This window comes from Pseudomonas sp. B424, from assembly GCF_055408345.1.
This window is the reverse complement of record NZ_JBUZTL010000004.1, coordinates 108571-124144: the sequence shown is the minus strand read 5'-3', so window position 1 is coordinate 124144 and position 15574 is coordinate 108571. Positions and strand designations below refer to the sequence as shown.

The window sequence follows — 15574 nt, the reverse complement described above, 5'->3', positions numbered from 1 at the left end:
TATGGCTGATGATTAATGACAATCAAAATATTGTCATGGATACAAAACGCGATGTCTCGATCCCGCTACAAGTCGCTGGTTGACGCTTTTGCAGTTGATATCCGCTCCGGGCGTTTGCCTCCGGGCACGCGCTTGCCCACCCACCGCCAGCTGGCGGCCAGCGAAGGTCTGGCCCTGGTGACGGCCAGCCGGGTATATGCAGAGTTGGAAGCCATGGGCCTGGTCAGCGGTGAAACCGGGCGCGGCACCTTCGTCAGGGAGACCTCGTTGCCGCCCGGCCACGGGATTGACCAGCCCGATGTCACTGCCGGCATGCTGGATCTCAACTACAACTACCCCTCCTTGCCGGGCCAGGCCGATTTGCTGCGTACTGCGCTGCGCCAGCTGGCGTTGTCCGGCGACCTTGAGTCGCTGTTGCGCTACCAGCCCCATGGCGGTCGCCTGCACGAGCGGGCGTCGGTGGCGCGGCATCTGGCACTGAGCGGGCTGAATGTGCCGGCGGAGCAGGTATTGATCGTCAATGGCGCGCAACACGGATTGACCGTGGCCCTGATGGCACTGCTGCAACCCGGCGATGTGATCGCGGTCGATGCACTGACCTACCCGGGTTTCAAGGCCCTTGCGCTCGCACTGCATCTTGAAATACTGCCGATTCCGGCCTCCGGGAGCGGGCCGGATCTTGATGCCTTTGCAAAGCTTTGCTGCAGCCGCTCGGTGCGCGCGATCTACAGCATGCCCACCTTGCATAACCCGCTGGGCTGGGTGATGAGCCTGGCACAGCGCGAACAGTTGGTGGCCATCGCCCGTAAACATGATCTGATTATTATTGAAGACGCGGCCTACGCCTTTTTGGTCGAAAACCCGCCAACGCCTTTGGCCGAGTTGGCGCCGGAGCGGACGGTGTACGTGTCGGGGTTCTCCAAAAGTGTCGCGGCGGGGTTGCGGGTGGGCTTTATCGTTGCGCCGGCTGAAAAAACCGGCGCCCTTGAACGAATCATCAGGGTAACGGCCTGGAACGCTCCGGGCGTGATGACGGCCATCACCAGCGCCTGGCTCGACGACGGAACCGTAAGCCGGCTGGAGGCGCAAAAACGCAAGGATGCACAAGCGAGGCAGTTGATCGCTGACGAGCTACTGGCCGGGTTGCACACTGTTCGCCACCCATCGTCCTACTTCGTGTGGCTGCCGCTGTCAGAGGACGCCAGGGCGGACCAGGTGGCTGCGGCATTGCTGCGCGAGCAGGTGTCGGTGTCCACGGCTCAACCGTTCGCCACCTCGACCCATGTCCCCCATGCGATCAGGCTGGCGCTGGGCTCGGTGGATATGGTGTCGCTGCGTGAAGGGCTGGCGAAAGTTAAATGGGTAGTTGAGGCCCATGCCTGGGCATGAGCTTCAATCCGCCATTGAGGGTTGGACCCGGCTTAAATCCCCGACCGGCTCATCGGGCTGATCATTCGCACTCCCAGGCTCAACGCCTGGGTCACCAGAGCCCGCAGGTCGGCGGTGTTTTCGTCCTTGATGCACTGGGCAAGCTTTTCGCCCAGGGTGGGGGCGCTGTCCGTACCTTCAGGGTAGGCCCGCAGGATGAGCAGGCCGCTGTTGGTCAGCACAACCTCGTAAAACGCCACGCCCGACATGCCGTCGAAGTGGATGTAGCCAATGTCGGCAAGCCATTTGACGGTGGCCAGAAACAGGTTTTCTTCTTTTTCCAGGGCCTCGCGGTTGCCGGTGCCCATGCCCTTGTAGTCGATGAATTGCTCGGCGGTCAGGGTGATGGGCAGGGGGAAGTTGCGGTACAGATGACCCAGGATCAAGCCGGTGTAGCAGTCAAACAGTTCGATATTGTTGGACGGCAGGGCGTTGATCGAATGGATGTTTCTGTCTTTGAGGTGACCGGCTAATCCTTTGAACATGCGAACCTCTGTCAGTGGAGTCTGTTTGCCGTGACTGAATAATCGTACCCATTGGTATAGCACAGCCACGCCCATGGAACCTGACCTGGAGCAGTTGTTACAAGGTAATACGGCGAGGTCGAAAAACTCTCAAATAATCAGATGGATAACTGGCTATTTAAAATCAGACTGCTATTACTGTTGGGCGCAAGAACGTGCGCCAGTTCTATTGAGCCCGTCTGGACGAGGCTGTTTTATTTTCAGGAGGATAGATGTCAAAGCCTGCATGGATGCGCAACACCCTGGTGGCGGCTGCCTTGCTGAGTGTGCTGGCAGCGCCTGCTTACTCGTCGCAGGCCCGCACTCTGCAACTGGCCATTGGCGATGAGCCGACCGAGGGTTTTGACCCTATGTTGGGCTGGAGCCACGGCAGTTACCTGCTGTTGCACAGCCCATTGCTCAAGCAAAACGAAGACTTGTCCTGGAGCAGCTTTCTGCTCAGCGATTATCAGCCCAGCGCCGACGGTAAAACCTGGACGCTCACACTCAAGCCTGACCTCAAGTTCTCTGACGGTTCGCCGCTGACGGCCAAGGACGTGGCGTACACCTACAACAATGCAGCGGCCAGCGGTGGCAAGGTCGACATGGGGAACTTCCTCAAGGCCGAGGCGGTTGACCCGCTGACAGTGCGTATTGAGCTCAAGGCCCCGCAAAGCACTTTCGTCAACGTGCTCGGTTCGCTGGGCATTGTCTCTGCCGATAAGTACGACGCCAAAACCTACGCCCAAAAGCCGATCGGCGCAGGGCCTTACCGCCTTGTCAGCTACCAGCCGGGCCAGCAACTGATTGTTGAGGCCAACCCGTACTACGCGGGGCAGAAAAACGATTTCAACAAACTGGTGTTTGTCTTCCTGGATGAAGACAGCGCCTTTGCCGCTGCCCAAAGCAAGCAGTTGGGCATTGTGCGGATTGCACCTTCGCTGGCGGTGACTCCGGCGGAGGGCATGAAGCTGTGGGTACGCCCCAGCGTTGAAAACCGCGGCATTGTGATGCCGACAATCGCCTCGGGTAAAAAGGACGCCAAGGGTTACCCCGTCGGCAATGATGTGACGGCCGATGTAGCGATCCGCAAAGCCATCAACTACGCCATCGACCGTCAATTGCTGGCGGACCAGATTCTTGAAGGGCATGCCATCCCGGCCTATTCCGGGGTTCAGGGGCTGCCGTGGGCCAACCCCGACGCAGCCTTCAAGGATGGTGATATCGCCAGGGCCAAACAGATACTGGATGAAGCCGGCTGGGTCGAAACCGCCAGCGGTGTCCGTGAGAAAAACGGCCTCCCGGCCAAAGTCACCCTGTGGTACGCCAGCGGTGATGCCACGCGCCGGGATCTGGCCCAGGCCGTACGTTCGATGCTCAAGCCCATCGGCATCGACGTGGACTTGAAGTCCGGCAGTTGGGAAACCGTCGAACGCAACATGCACGCCAACCCGACCCTGTTTGGCTGGGGCAGCCTGGACCCGATGGAGCTTTACCATCACTACAGCAGCAAGGCGGCAGGTGTTGAGTACTACAACCCCGGCTATTACAAAAATCCGGTGGTCGACCAGCATCTGCAACAAGCGCTGGATGCCCCGACCTGGCAGCAGGCTGTGCCGTTCTGGCAGCAAGTGGAGTGGGACGGTAAAACCGGCGTAGGGGTCAAGGGCGATGCGGCCTGGGCCTGGCTACTGAATGTACAGCACACCTATTTGACCGATAAATGCGTCGATCTGGGCACGGGCGCTCCGGAAATACACGGTTCCTGGTCGCTGCTCAATAGTGTCGATGGCTGGAAGTGGACCTGCCAGTGATACGCGGTTTTTCGCTGTTTGTTGTGCGCTTGATGTGCTTGCTGCTGGTGACAGCCGCAGGCACCTTTACCTTGCTCAGTTTTTCTCCGGTGGACCCGATTCGCGCCTATATCGGTAACGATTTGCTGCACGTGCCCCCCGAGCAATACCCGTTGATTGCAGCGCGCTGGGGGCTGGACCTGCCGTTGTGGGAGCGCTTTTTGCGCTGGTTCAGCCAGATGCTGCAAGGCGATTTCGGCTATTCGATGCTGTATAACGCCCCGGTCTCGCAGGTGATCGGCGAGCGCTTTGCCACCTCGTTTGCGCTGCTGCTTTCGGCATGGCTGTTTTCCGGCATCGTCGGCCTGGCCATGGGCCTGACGGCGGGGCGCTATCTGAACCGATGGCCGGACCGCCTCATCTCGACTCTGTCCTATGTGCTGGCATCCTTGCCCACGTTCTGGATTGGCTTGCTGTTGCTCTCACTGTTTGCCGTGACCCTTAACTGGGCGCCGATCTGTTGCGCCTGGACCCCTGGCAGTAATGCCGACACCGCGACCTGGGGTGACAAGCTCCGGCACTTGATCCTGCCCATGCTGGCGCTTGGCGTGCTGGGCGTGGGCAATATCGCGCTGCATACCCGTGCGCGGGTGGCCGAGGTGATGAACAGCGAGTTCATTCGTTACGCCCAAGCCCAGGGCGATAAAGGCTGGCCGCTGATCAACTTCCATATTGTGCGCCACGCAGTGACGCCCGCCCTGTGCCTGCAATTTGCCTCGGTGGGGGAGCTGATTGGTGGCTCATTACTGGCCGAAAAGGTTTTCGCTTATCCGGGCCTGGGGCAAGCCACGATTGATGCGGGTTTGCGCGGTGATATTCCGCTGCTGATGGGGATTGTGATGTTTTGTGCGGTGCTGGTGTTTACCGGCAACAGCATTGCCAACGCGCTGTTACTGCGCCTTAACCGTGGGGCGGCGCGCCAGTTATGACCTATGACCCCAATCGCGCATTGCTCAGGCTCTGCCTCTCGCTGGTGATGTTGTTGCTGTTGATTGCTTATGGGCTGTGGATTTTCAATGTCGATGTCTCGATGGACCTGCTGGCGCGGCGTCAGCCACCGTCGGCCGAGTACTGGTTTGGCACGGACAGCCTTGGGCGGGACCTGTGGCTGCGATGTTTCCAGGGCATGACCACCAGCCTGCAGATCGGTCTGACCGCCGCCTTCAGCAGCGGCTTTCTGGCAATGCTGGCCGCCAGTTTGTGTGCGGTCAATAAAACCATGGATTACCTGATTCGCGGTCTGATCGACAGCATGCTGTCGTTGCCGCATTTGCTGTTGCTGGTGTTGATCTGCTTCACGCTGGGCGGCGGCAAACAGGGGGTGATCCTGGCCGTGGCCCTGACCCATTGGCCACGGCTGGCCTTGATCCTGCGCGCCGAGATCCTGCGCATTCGCGAGACCGACTTCGTGATGCTGTCGCACCGTCTGGGCAATAGCAGCCTTTACCGCTGGCGCCATCACTTGCTGCCCTTGTTGTTGCCGCAGTGGATCATCGGTACGTTGCTGATGTTCCCCCATGCGGTCTTGCACTCGGCGGCGTTGAGTTTTCTGGGCTTTGGCCTGGCGCCCCATGATCCGTCCCTTGGCCTGTTGCTGGCTGATGCGCTACGGTACTTGAGCAGTGGCGCCTGGTGGATGGCGTTCTTCCCGGGTTTGATCCTGGTGAGTCTGGTGCTGGTGTTTGACCAGTTTGCGCGGGCATTGCAGCAGCTCTGGATAAGGATTACCTGATGCTGAAATTCGACCAGTTTGCGATCGACATTGCTCACTACCATTGGCTGGGTCACAAAACCTGGCATCCGCTGCTGAGCAATATCTCCCTTGAGGTTCATCCCGGCGAGCTGGTGGCGCTGGTGGGGTCCAGTGGTGAAGGTAAAAGCCTGTTGCTGCAAAGCACCCTGGGCCTGCTGCCCGCGAACATGCGTTGCCGTGGCGATATTGTGCTCGACGGGCAGGTGCTGGGTGATGCCGGCAAGCTCGAACAGCGCGGTAAAAAGGTGTGTTACGTACCCCAGGGTGTCAGCGCCCTGAACCCGCTGATCAAGGTCGGGCCGCAGTTGGTGCGTGCGGCGCAGTTGAGCGGGGTCAAGCTGGGGCTCAACGAGGTGGCGGAGCAACTCAAGCACTACAACTTGCAGCCGGGGGTGGTGAATGAGTTTGCGCGCACGTTATCGGGCGGGATGGCCAAGCGCGTGCTGGCCAGTTGCGCGGCCCTGACCCATGCGCGCTACATCCTGGCGGACGAGATCACCTCGTGGCTGGATGATGACCACGCCTGCCAATTACTGACCCACCTCAAGGGCTTTTGCCAGCAGGGGCGCGGGATTTTGTGGGTCACCCATGACCTGGCGCTGGCGGCGCGGTTTGCCGACAGGATCGCGGTTCTGCACAAGGGTGAGCTGCACGAAACCCTGAGTGCGCAAGAGTTGCGCGAGAACGGCGGCAGTCCGTGGTTGCAGTCATTATGGGCGGCATTGCCCGAGCAGCAGTTCTTTGCGCGCAGGGTGCCGGAATATGCTTGAGGTCCGGCAGCTAAACATTGTTCAGGATGGCCGCCGGTTGTGGGAGAGCGTGTCGCTTGAGGTCCGGCCGGGTGAACGCCAGGGCATCTCGGCCCCCAGCGGATACGGCAAAACCACTTTGGGCCGGGTGCTGGCGCAATGGCAGACGGCTACTTCGGGCGATATCTCGGTGGGCGGCCACCCGCTACCGAAAAAGGGTTACTGCCCGATCCAGCTGGTGCCGCAGCATCCTGAGCAGACGTTCAACCCTTATCGCACCACCGGCGAAAGCCTGCGCGATGCCTGGTCGCCGGATGCTGCATGGCTGGCCCGTCTGGCCGTCAACCCCGACTGGCTCACACGTCGCCCGGATGAGTTGTCGGGTGGCGAACTGGCACGCATTGCCTTGCTCAGAGCGCTGGACCCGCGCACCCGCTACCTGATTGCCGACGAAGTGACGGCGCAGCTGGATGCGCACATTCAGGCGCAGGTCTGGCAAGTCTTGCTGGAGGAGGCGAAGCGCCGTGAGCTGGGGCTGATTGTGTTCAGCCATAACAAGGCGCTGCTGGAGAAGGTGTGTTCGAGTATCTGGTATCCGGGTAGAACCGCTGCTTCGTAGCCGCTGCCGCAGGCTGCGATGGGTTGCGCAGCGACCCCGTTGACCGGAATCGAAGGTCCTGGGGACCTTATCGCAGCCTTCGGCAGCGGCTGCAGGTGCTCAGTCAGGCTGCGCCTTCAAGACTATGCAACTCGCAGTATTCGGCCCAGTCCATGCCGGCCATTTGCGCCACCTCGCGGTGGACTTCCAGGCGCTGGGCCTCGAATTCTTCCTCGCTGGTGCTGGTCAACTTGAGCGTCAGCTCCCAGGCAAAAAAGCCCAGGCGTTCAGCTTCGGCTTCAAAGGCTTCATTCAAACGTTCCTGACGATATTCCTTCATCGATTGGCCCACCGCACGGGCGGCCAATGGATTCAGTGTTTCGAGTTCTGCGGCCAGTTCAGGGTGTTCGCCAAGAAAGCGATCAAGGGCCTTCTGGTGATTGGTGCCGGGTTCAGTCATAACGATCTCCATGTCATGAAGCAGGTGAGCCGATATGCAGAGTGTGGCTGCCGGTGATGATATACAACACATCGATGCCTAACAGCGTGATAGCCGACAGGTAATCGGCACGGGGGAGGGTAATGCCGCGCTCATAGTAGCTTTGCGCATGGCGCCCGACGCCGCCGGCATGGGCCAGCTGCGCCTGGGTCAGCTTCAGGCGTAAACGCTCGTGTTTCAGCCGCGCACCGTAAGTGCTCATGTTTGTCGCTCAATCAGGCACCAGTCGTACAAAAAAGAGTAAATCAAACTCGGAATTTGGGAAAGATCTGCTGGCAAAACATGCTTGCGCGTGTAGGACACAGCAGGGTCGCCCTCAAGCGACCCTGCTGTGTCTTATCGTTTAGCGTGCCGGTTTGCTTTCTGTTTCTGGCAAGAACCAGTTCAGCAGCAACGCGCAAATACCGCCTGTGGCCACGCCGGACTCCAGCACGTTGCGCAGGGCAGAAGGCATATGGGCGAGGAATTCCGGAACCTGCGACACGCCCAGGCCCAGTGCCAGGGAGACGGCAATGATCAGCAGGGCGCGACGGTCCAGATGGATGCTGGCCAAAATATTGATCCCCGAGGCCGCCACCGCGCCGAACATCACCATGGCTGCGCCGCCCAGTACCGGCTCGGGCACGGCCTGAATGGCACCGGCCACGCTTGGGAACAGGCCCAGCAATATCAGCATGCCAGCAATCCACACGCCGATATGGCGGCTGGCAATGCCGGTCAGCTGAATCACGCCGTTGTTCTGGGCAAAAACCGAGCTGGGGAAGGTATTGAAAATACCCGCCAGCAACGAGTTGGCACCGTTTACCAGCACGCCGCCCTTGATGCGCTTCATCCACAGCGGGCCTTCGACCGGCTGGTTCGACACTTTACTGGTGGCGGTCACATCGCCAATGGCTTCCAGCGCCGTCACGAGGTAGATCACCAGCATCGGAATAAACAGCGCCCAGGAGAACCCCAGGCCGAAGTGCATGGGGACCGGCACCTGGAACAGCTCTGCCTCATGCATGCCGGTGAAGTCCAGGCGGCCCAGATAGCCGGCCAGTGCGTAGCCCACGGCCAGCGCGATGACGATGGCGCAACTGCGCATCCACACCAGCGGGATGCGGTTGAGAATCACGATAATTGCCAGCACCACGCCCGACAGCATCAGGTTTTCGCCATTGGCGAAGGTGCCGTTGGCCATGGCGGTAAAGCCGCCGCCCATGCTGATCAGGCCGACTTTAATCAGGGTCAGGCCGATCATCAGGACCACGATGCCGGTGACCAGCGGGGTGATCATGCGCTTCACAAAGGGCAATACGCGGGAGATACCCATTTCGACAAACGAACCGGCGATTACCACGCCGAAAATCGCAGCCATCACGCCTTCAACCGGCGTACCTTGCTGGACCATCAACGCGCCACCGGCAATCAGCGGGCCGACAAAGTTGAAGCTGGTGCCTTGCACAATCAGCAAGCCGGCGCCGAACGGTCCGAAGCGCTTGCACTGAACGAAAGTCGCGATGCCGGAAATGACCAGCGACATGGAGACAATCAGGTTGGTATCGCGGCTGGAGACGCCCAGCGCCTGACAGATCAGCAGGCCCGGGGTGACGATCGGTACGATGATTGCCAGCAAGTGCTGCAGGGCCGCCAGAAAACCGATCCACGGCTTGGGGCGGTCCTCAAGGCCAAAGATCAGCTCGCTGGTCCGGGACTCGGCTTCAGGGGGTGTTTTAAGAGAGGTCATGGCGAGCGCCCTGGAAAAAAGAGCGCGATTCTACTGGTCTTGGGCCATTACGCCCAGTGCTGGATTCAGGAGATGAGCCATGCCCGCTGTGGGCGGGGTGAATGTTTTGCATGCCTGTGGGAGCCGGGCTTGCCCGCGATGGCATCGACGCGGCCTTCCTGACCGACCGCGTTGCCCGCATCGCGAGCAAGCCCGCTCCCACAGTGAGGGTGATTTACACGTGCAACGCATGCCCCAGCGCACGCATAGCGGCTTCCTGCACGGCTTCACCCAGGGTCGGGTGCGCGTGAATGGTGCCGGCGATGTCTTCCAGGCAGGCACCCATTTCCAGTGACTGGCCAAAAGCAGTGGACAGCTCTGAAACACCCGCCCCCACGGCTTGCCAGCCGAGGATCAGGTGGTTGTCACGGCGTGCCACGACGCGCACAAACCCGGCTTTGGATTCCAGGGTCATGGCCCGGCCATTGGCCGAGAACGGGAAGCTGGCGCTGATGAATTCCAGACCCGCGGCTTCAGCTTCGGCCGGGGTCTTGCCAACCACGACGATTTCCGGATCGGTAAAGCACACCGCCGCAATGGCCGTGGGGCTGAACTCCCGGTGTTTGCCGGCAATGATCTCGGCAACCATCTCGCCCTGGGCCATAGCGCGATGGGCAAGCATCGGTTCACCGGTCAGGTCGCCAATCGCCCAGACGTTGCGCATGCTGGTGTGGCAGCGGTTGTCCACGCGAATCGCCGGGCCGTTCATGCCCAGCGCCAGGGCTTCAAGGTTGTAGCCCCGGGTGCGCGGGCGACGGCCGACCGCAACCAGCACCTGATCGGTTTCCAGGGTCTGGCTCTCGCCCATGGCATTACGCATCGAAAGCGTTTTGGTGCTGGCCTGGAAGCCTTCCACGCTGTGGGACAGGTACAGGGTGATACCTAGCGCCTTGAGGGATTCGGCCACCGGCAGCGTCAGTTCTTTGTCGTATGTTGGCAAGATCCGGTCGCGGGCTTCGACCACCGTCACTTCGGCGCCGAGCTTGCGGTAGGCAATGCCCAGTTCCAGGCCGATATAGCCGGCACCGACCACAGTCAGGCGTTTGGGAATGGCGGTAGGCGCCAGGGCTTCGGTGGACGAAATGATCGCTCCGCCAATGGGCAGGATCGGCAGGTCGACGGTCTGCGAACCGGTGGCCAGCAACAGGTGCTCGCATTCGATGCGCTGTCCGTCGACTTCAACGGCCTTGCCATCGAGGATTTTGGCCCAGCCATGGATGACCTTGACCCCGTTCTTTTTCAGCAGCGCGCCGACGCCGCTGGTCAGGCGATCAACGATGGCGTTTTTCCACTGCACGCTCTGGCCGATATCGAGGGTCGGGGCCTGGGTCTTGATCCCCAGCGGTGAGCTGTTGGTGCTGTAACGCTGGGTGGTATGAAACTGTTCGGCAACGTGGATCAACGCTTTTGACGGGATGCAGCCGACGTTCAGGCAGGTGCCGCCCAGCGACTGGCCTTCGATCAGGACCGTCGGGATACCCAGCTGGCCGGCGCGAATGGCCGCGACATAGCCGCCAGGGCCGCCACCGATAATCAGCAGCGTAGTGTGTTGTGTTGGCTGCATGTTCACTCCAGAAACAGGGTGGCAGGTTGTTCGAGCAAGCCACGCATGGCCTGGATAAATTGCGCTGCGTCCATGCCATCGACCACCCGATGGTCGAAGGAGCTGGAGAGGTTCATCATTTTGCGCACCACAATCTGGCCTTTGACCACCACTGGCCGTTCGACGATGCGGTTGACGCCAATGATCGCCACCTCGGGCAGATTGACCACCGGCGTGCTGACGATGCCGCCCAGGGCACCCAGGCTGGTCAGGGTGATGGTGGAGCCGGAAAGCTCCTCGCGGGTGGCTTTGCCGGTACGCACGGCGTTGGCCAGGCGGGCGATTTCATCCGCGGCACCCCACAGGTTCAGGGTTTCGGCATGCCGGACCACCGGCACCATCAAGCCGCCTTCACTTTGCGCGGCAACGCCGATATGGGCGGCGCCAAAGCGGGTAATGATTTGTGCTTCATCGTCGTAGCGCACGTTGATCTGCGGGAAGTCGCGCAAGGCCACCACCATTGCCCGTACCAGAAAGGGCAACAAGGTGAGCTTGCCACGGCTTTCGCCCCATTTTTGATTGAGCTGGGCGCGCAGTTCTTCGAGGGCCGTGACATCCACTTCTTCGACATAGCTGAAGTGCGCTGCGCGGCGTTTGGCGTCCTGCATGCGCTGGGCGATTTTGCGGCGCAGGCCGATCACCGGGATTTGCTGCTCGTCGTTGCGTTTGGCATAACCGCTGGCAGGCGCGACGCCCGGGCTGGTGTCCTGTGCCAGGTAAGCCTCCAGGTCGTCATGCAGTACGCGACCGGCAGGGCCGCTGCCGACCACAAAACGCAGCTCGATCCCGGCATCCCAGGCGCGCTTGCGCACAGCCGGGGAGGCCAGTGGGCGTTCATTGGCTTCACGGGCTACAGGCGCAGGCCGTTGTACCGGCGCCGCCTTGATTGCGGGCGCCGAAACCACCGCCACTTCGACGCGGGCTTGTGGCGCGACCTTTGGCGCTGTGGCCTGTGCGGGCTCGACCTTTGGCTGAGCGCTTTCACGCAGGTTGCCCGCGCCTTCGACTTCGATGCGGATCAGTTCGCTGCCCACCGCCATCACTTCGCCGGGCTGGCCGCCCAGGGCCAGGACTCTGCCGGCAACGGGGGAGGGAATGTCGACGGTGGCCTTGTCGGTCATGACGTCGGCCACCACCTGATCTTCGCTGACCATGTCGCCGACTTTGACAAACCATTCAACCAGTTCAACTTGAGCAATGCCTTCGCCAATGTCCGGCATCTTGATAACGTGCGTACCCATTTAAACCTCCATGACCCGTTGCAAAGCCGCACCCACCCGGGCCGGGCCGGGGAAGTAGGCCCACTCCTGGGCATGGGGATACGGCGTATCCCAGCCGGTAACGCGCTCGATTGGCGCTTCCAGGTAGTGGAAGCAGTGCTCTTGAACCAGTGCGATCAGCTCGGCGCCAAATCCGCAGGTGCGGGTGGCTTCGTGCACGACAACGCAACGGCGGGTCTTCTTTACAGAGGTGACGATGGCGTCCAGGTCCAGCGGCCAGAGGCTGCGCAGGTCGATGACTTCCGCATCGATGCCGGTTTCTTCGGCGGCCACCTGGGCGACATACACGGTGGTGCCGTAGGTCAGGATGGTGACTTCAGTGCCGGGGCGAACGATGGCGGCGCAGTCCAGCGGCACTGTGTAGTAACCGTCTGGGACGGCACTGGCCGGGTGCTTGGACCACGGGGTCACCGGGCGGTCGTGATGGCCGTCGAACGGGCCGTTGTACAGGCGTTTGGGTTCAAGGAAGATCACCGGGTCATCGTTTTCAATGGCGGCAATCAGCAGGCCCTTGGCATCGTAGGGGTTGGACGGCATGACGGTACGCAGGCCGCAGACCTGGGTGAACATGGCCTCCGGGCTCTGGCTGTGGGTCTGGCCGCCGTAGATCCCGCCGCCGCAAGGCATGCGTATGGTCATCGGGGCGATGAACTCACCGGCCGAGCGATAACGCAGGCGCGCCGCCTCGGAGACGATCTGGTCGGAAGCCGGGTAGAAGTAGTCGGCAAACTGGATTTCGGCCACCGGGCGCAGACCGTAAGCCCCCATGCCCACGGCAGCGCCGACGATCCCGCTTTCCGAGATCGGCGCGTCGAACACCCGCGAGCTGCCGTATTTGGCCTGCAGGCCTTCGGTGCAGCGGAACACGCCGCCGAAGTAGCCCACGTCCTGGCCAAAGACCACCACGTTGTCGTCGCGCTCAAGCATTACATCCATGGCCGAGCGCAGGGCCTGGATCATCGTCATGGTGGTCGTGCTCACGGCGTTCTCCATCTGAATTTTATTATTGTCGTTCATCTGGTTATAACCCCAATTCCTGACGTTGCCGGCGCAAATGCTCGGGCATTTCCTTGTACACGTCTTCAAACATCGACGCGGCGCTGGGTATCTGTCCGCCGGCCAGGGTGCCAAAACGCTCGGCTTCCTTTTGGGCGCCAATGATTTCGGCTTCGAGTTCGGCGCTGACGGCGGCGTGCTCTTCTTCCGACCAGTTGCCGGTGGCAATCAGGTGCTGCTTGAGGCGAATAATCGGATCGCCAAGCGGGAAGTGGCTCCAGTCATCGGCAGGACGGTACTTGGACGGATCGTCGGAGGTGGAGTGCGGGCCTGCGCGATAGGTGACCCACTCAATCAGGGTCGGGCCCAGGTTGCGGCGGGCGCGCTCTGCGGCCCAGGCCGAGGCGGCATACACCGCGATAAAGTCGTTACCGTCAACCCGCAGCGAAGCAATACCACAGCCCACGCCACGCCCGGCGAAGGTGGTGGATTCACCGCCGGCAATGGCCTGGAACGTCGAAATCGCCCATTGGTTGTTCACCACGTTGAGGATCACCGGGGCGCGGTAAACGTGGGCGAAGGTGAGGGCGGTGTGGAAGTCGGATTCGGCGGTGGCGCCGTCGCCAATCCAGGCCGAAGCGATTTTGGTGTCGCCCTTGATTGCCGAGGCCATGCCCCAACCGACCGCTTGCATGAATTGGGTGGCGAGGTTGCCGGAAATACTGAAAAAACCGTAGTCGCGTACCGAATACATGATCGGCAATTGCCGTCCCTTGAGCGGGTCACGTTCGTTGGAGAGCAACTGGCAGATCAGGTCCACCAGGGGCACGTCCCGGGCCATCAGAATGCTCTGCTGGCGATAGGTCGGGAAACACATGTCGTCGATGTTCAAGGCCAGGGCCTGGGCGCTGCCGATGGCTTCTTCGCCAAGGCTCTGCATATAGAACGACATTTTTTTCTGACGCTGGGCGACCACCATGCGGGTGTCGAAGATGCGGGTCTTGAGCATGGCGCGCATGCCGGCGCGCAGCACCTCGGTCGATACGCCTTCGGCCCACGGACCAAGGGCCTGGCCTTGGTCATCGAGCACGCGAATCAAGCCTTTGGCCAGGTCGGCCGTGTCGGCAGGTTCTACGTCGATGGGAGGTTTGCGCACCAGACCTGCATCGGTCAGGCGAAGGTAACTGAAGTCGGTCTTGCAGCCTGGGCGGCCAGAAGGTTCGGGAACGTGCAGGCGCAGCGGTGCATATTCATTCATGGCTTTCTCTACGCTCGATCTTGTCGTGTTTATTAGGCGCGGGAGCTAGGTATTACGTCGAAGATCGGTCTGATAAAAGATCGCGATCTTGTCCTACAACAATCATATTCCTGACAGTGAAGAATATTTATCTGTAGTTCGTTGTGCTTTGTGGCATTTAAGGATAAGAATTCTGCATAAACATAAAAAACAGGTGCTTTTGTCTCATGCGCAAGCTAGATCGAACCGATATAGGGATTCTCAACAGCCTCCAGCAGAATGCGCGCATCACCAATGCGGACCTTGCGCGCTCGGTAAACCTGTCGCCGACGCCGTGTTTCAACCGGGTCAAGGCCATGGAAGAACGTGGCCTGATCCGGGAGCAGGTGACCTTGCTCGACGCCGACATGCTGGGGCTGCACGTCAACGTCTTCATCCATGTCAGCCTGGAAAAACAGGTTGAAGAGGCCTTGCAGCATTTTGAGGCGGCGATTTCCGATCGCCATGAGGTCATGGAGTGCTATTTGATGGCAGGCGACCCGGACTATCTGATCCGGGTGCTGGTGCCGAGCATTCAGGCACTGGAGCGTTTCATGATGGACTTTTTGACCAAGGTGCCCGGGGTAGCCAACATTCGCTCCAGCTTCGCGCTCAAACAGGTGCGTTACAAAACCGCGCTGCCGCTGCCGCCTGGCGGGCTCACCCTGGAAGAGTGAGTCAAACCCGCAGTCGCCAGCGCTCATTGAAGCGCAGGTCAACCACCGACAGCGGTTCAACGTCAATCAGGTTGAACGAGGCCGTACTCGCTGCCAGCGCATGCAGAATGGCGGCGCGGATGACGAAGGGGTGAGTCACCACGGCAAAATGGCCTTCTTCACGGAACTCGTCGAGCCAGGCGCTGACCCGCAGGCAGAGGTCTTGCACGGACTCGCCGCCATGGGGCGCTGAAAACGGGTTGTTGATCCAGTTTGTGAGCACCTGCGGCATGCTTTGCTGCAGGTCTGACAGGCGCTGACCCTGCCAGTCGCCGACGTCGTAATCCCCCAGCGCGGGCACGATTTCAATATCGCCACCCAGTGCATGGGCGGTTTGCAAGGCCCGGGTTTCGGGTGCGCAGAGTATGCGGACCGGCTTTTTCAGCCGCGCACTCAGTTCGGCTGCCAGCAGCAACCCCTTGGGCTCTACCGGTTCGTCCAGTGCAAAGCGCCCCAGACGTTGGGCTTCAGTGCGGGCGTGACAAATAAAGCTGAGGCGGATGGGCATGCTGAGGTCCTTGCGGGGGCGACGTAGTGTTTAGTTCCGGGTTA

The 15574-nt window shown here is 60.8% G+C and carries 16 protein-coding genes; 7 read left to right on the top strand and 9 right to left on the bottom strand.

Going from position 1 to position 15574, the window contains the following annotated elements; genetic code table 11:
• Positions 1-51: 51 nt before the first annotated feature.
• Complete coding sequence (locus ACZRMS_RS07235; protein WP_463994734.1) at positions 52-1389, top strand: aminotransferase-like domain-containing protein; 1338 nt, start codon at positions 52-54, stop codon at positions 1387-1389.
• A gap of 32 nt (positions 1390-1421) precedes the next feature.
• On the opposite strand, the gene ACZRMS_RS07230 is transcribed toward ACZRMS_RS07235, so the two are convergent.
• Positions 1422-1913 carry a hypothetical protein gene (locus ACZRMS_RS07230; protein WP_463994733.1) on the bottom strand — a complete coding sequence of 164 codons (492 nt, stop codon included), beginning with the start codon at positions 1911-1913 and terminating at the stop codon, positions 1422-1424.
• A 251-nt stretch (positions 1914-2164) separates the two neighbouring features.
• Here ACZRMS_RS07230 and ACZRMS_RS07225 point away from each other — a divergent pair, with 251 nt between their 5' ends.
• The 5 genes from ACZRMS_RS07225 to ACZRMS_RS07205 are packed head-to-tail and all read left to right on the top strand — an operon-like array spanning position 2165 to position 6905.
• Entirely contained in the window at positions 2165-3745 is a 1581-nt protein-coding gene (locus ACZRMS_RS07225) for an ABC transporter substrate-binding protein (RefSeq protein WP_463994732.1), read from the top strand.
• Complete coding sequence (locus ACZRMS_RS07220; protein ID WP_463994731.1) at positions 3742-4713, top strand: ABC transporter permease; 972 nt, start codon at positions 3742-3744, stop codon at positions 4711-4713. Before ACZRMS_RS07225 ends, ACZRMS_RS07220 begins: the two co-directional genes overlap by 4 nt.
• Positions 4710-5516, top strand: a complete 807-nt coding sequence (locus ACZRMS_RS07215) for an ABC transporter permease (protein ID WP_463994730.1) — start codon at positions 4710-4712, stop codon at positions 5514-5516. Before ACZRMS_RS07220 ends, ACZRMS_RS07215 begins: the two co-directional genes overlap by 4 nt.
• Complete coding sequence (locus ACZRMS_RS07210) at positions 5516-6307, top strand: ATP-binding cassette domain-containing protein (RefSeq protein WP_463994729.1); 792 nt, start codon at positions 5516-5518, stop codon at positions 6305-6307. The genes ACZRMS_RS07215 and ACZRMS_RS07210 overlap by 1 nt, the downstream gene beginning before the upstream one ends.
• A complete protein-coding gene (locus tag ACZRMS_RS07205) occupies positions 6300-6905 on the top strand; it encodes an ATP-binding cassette domain-containing protein (RefSeq protein WP_463994728.1) in 606 nt (201 codons plus the stop codon). The genes ACZRMS_RS07210 and ACZRMS_RS07205 overlap by 8 nt, the downstream gene beginning before the upstream one ends.
• Before the next feature lie 103 nt (positions 6906-7008).
• Here the strand turns inward: ACZRMS_RS07205 and ACZRMS_RS07200 are convergent, their stop codons facing one another.
• From ACZRMS_RS07200 to ACZRMS_RS07170, 7 genes are all read right to left on the bottom strand, one after another.
• Positions 7009-7344 (bottom strand): DUF6388 family protein, encoded by a 336-nt coding sequence (locus tag ACZRMS_RS07200; protein WP_463994727.1) that lies wholly within the window; start codon positions 7342-7344, stop codon positions 7009-7011.
• Between the two features lie 13 nt (positions 7345-7357).
• Positions 7358-7585 carry a helix-turn-helix domain-containing protein gene (locus ACZRMS_RS07195; protein ID WP_463994726.1) on the bottom strand — a complete coding sequence of 76 codons (228 nt, stop codon included), beginning with the start codon at positions 7583-7585 and terminating at the stop codon, positions 7358-7360.
• Positions 7586-7726: 141 nt separating this feature from the next.
• The gene (locus ACZRMS_RS07190) at positions 7727-9112 is read right to left on the bottom strand and encodes a nucleobase:cation symporter-2 family protein (protein ID WP_463994725.1); all 1386 of its coding nucleotides are present in this window, start codon (positions 9110-9112) and stop codon (positions 7727-7729) included.
• Between the two features lie 214 nt (positions 9113-9326).
• Positions 9327-10715, bottom strand: coding sequence for a dihydrolipoyl dehydrogenase (gene lpdA / locus ACZRMS_RS07185; RefSeq protein WP_463994724.1), 1389 nt, complete (start codon positions 10713-10715; stop codon positions 9327-9329).
• A gap of 2 nt (positions 10716-10717) precedes the next feature.
• Positions 10718-11995, bottom strand: coding sequence for a dihydrolipoamide acetyltransferase family protein (locus ACZRMS_RS07180; RefSeq protein ID WP_463994723.1), 1278 nt, complete (start codon positions 11993-11995; stop codon positions 10718-10720).
• The gene (locus ACZRMS_RS07175) at positions 11996-13051 is read right to left on the bottom strand and encodes an alpha-ketoacid dehydrogenase subunit beta (RefSeq protein ID WP_048360878.1); all 1056 of its coding nucleotides are present in this window, start codon (positions 13049-13051) and stop codon (positions 11996-11998) included.
• Between the two features lie 4 nt (positions 13052-13055).
• Positions 13056-14288 (bottom strand): thiamine pyrophosphate-dependent enzyme, encoded by a 1233-nt coding sequence (locus tag ACZRMS_RS07170; RefSeq protein WP_463994722.1) that lies wholly within the window; start codon positions 14286-14288, stop codon positions 13056-13058.
• Positions 14289-14494: 206 nt separating this feature from the next.
• Here ACZRMS_RS07170 and bkdR point away from each other — a divergent pair, with 206 nt between their 5' ends.
• Entirely contained in the window at positions 14495-14983 is a 489-nt protein-coding gene (bkdR, locus tag ACZRMS_RS07165; protein WP_016781430.1) for a Bkd operon transcriptional regulator BkdR, read from the top strand.
• A gap of 1 nt (position 14984) precedes the next feature.
• Here bkdR and ACZRMS_RS07160 read toward each other — a convergent pair whose 3' ends face one another.
• Positions 14985-15530 (bottom strand): histidine phosphatase family protein, encoded by a 546-nt coding sequence (locus ACZRMS_RS07160; protein ID WP_463994721.1) that lies wholly within the window; start codon positions 15528-15530, stop codon positions 14985-14987.
• Positions 15531-15574: the final 44 nt, after the last annotated feature.

What these genes read in the sequence shown, in the direction of transcription:
- ACZRMS_RS07235 (WP_463994734.1), top strand. Translation starts at nt 52, where the DNA reads ATGTCTCGATCCCGCTACAAGTCGCTGGTTGACGCTTTTGCAGTTGAT.
- ACZRMS_RS07230 (WP_463994733.1), bottom strand. Translation starts at nt 1,913, where the DNA reads ATGTTCAAAGGATTAGCCGGTCACCTCAAAGACAGAAACATCCATTCG.
- lpdA (WP_463994724.1), bottom strand. Translation starts at nt 10,715, where the DNA reads ATGCAGCCAACACAACACACTACGCTGCTGATTATCGGTGGCGGCCCT.
- ACZRMS_RS07210 (WP_463994729.1), top strand. Translation starts at nt 5,516, where the DNA reads ATGCTGAAATTCGACCAGTTTGCGATCGACATTGCTCACTACCATTGG.
- ACZRMS_RS07170 (WP_463994722.1), bottom strand. Translation starts at nt 14,288, where the DNA reads ATGAATGAATATGCACCGCTGCGCCTGCACGTTCCCGAACCTTCTGGC.
- ACZRMS_RS07200 (WP_463994727.1), bottom strand. Translation starts at nt 7,344, where the DNA reads ATGACTGAACCCGGCACCAATCACCAGAAGGCCCTTGATCGCTTTCTT.
- bkdR (WP_016781430.1), top strand. Translation starts at nt 14,495, where the DNA reads ATGCGCAAGCTAGATCGAACCGATATAGGGATTCTCAACAGCCTCCAG.
- ACZRMS_RS07160 (WP_463994721.1), bottom strand. Translation starts at nt 15,530, where the DNA reads ATGCCCATCCGCCTCAGCTTTATTTGTCACGCCCGCACTGAAGCCCAA.
- ACZRMS_RS07215 (WP_463994730.1), top strand. Translation starts at nt 4,710, where the DNA reads ATGACCTATGACCCCAATCGCGCATTGCTCAGGCTCTGCCTCTCGCTG.
- ACZRMS_RS07225 (WP_463994732.1), top strand. Translation starts at nt 2,165, where the DNA reads ATGTCAAAGCCTGCATGGATGCGCAACACCCTGGTGGCGGCTGCCTTG.
- ACZRMS_RS07205 (WP_463994728.1), top strand. Translation starts at nt 6,300, where the DNA reads ATGCTTGAGGTCCGGCAGCTAAACATTGTTCAGGATGGCCGCCGGTTG.
- ACZRMS_RS07180 (WP_463994723.1), bottom strand. Translation starts at nt 11,995, where the DNA reads ATGGGTACGCACGTTATCAAGATGCCGGACATTGGCGAAGGCATTGCT.
- ACZRMS_RS07195 (WP_463994726.1), bottom strand. Translation starts at nt 7,585, where the DNA reads ATGAGCACTTACGGTGCGCGGCTGAAACACGAGCGTTTACGCCTGAAG.
- ACZRMS_RS07190 (WP_463994725.1), bottom strand. Translation starts at nt 9,112, where the DNA reads ATGACCTCTCTTAAAACACCCCCTGAAGCCGAGTCCCGGACCAGCGAG.
- ACZRMS_RS07175 (WP_048360878.1), bottom strand. Translation starts at nt 13,051, where the DNA reads ATGAACGACAATAATAAAATTCAGATGGAGAACGCCGTGAGCACGACC.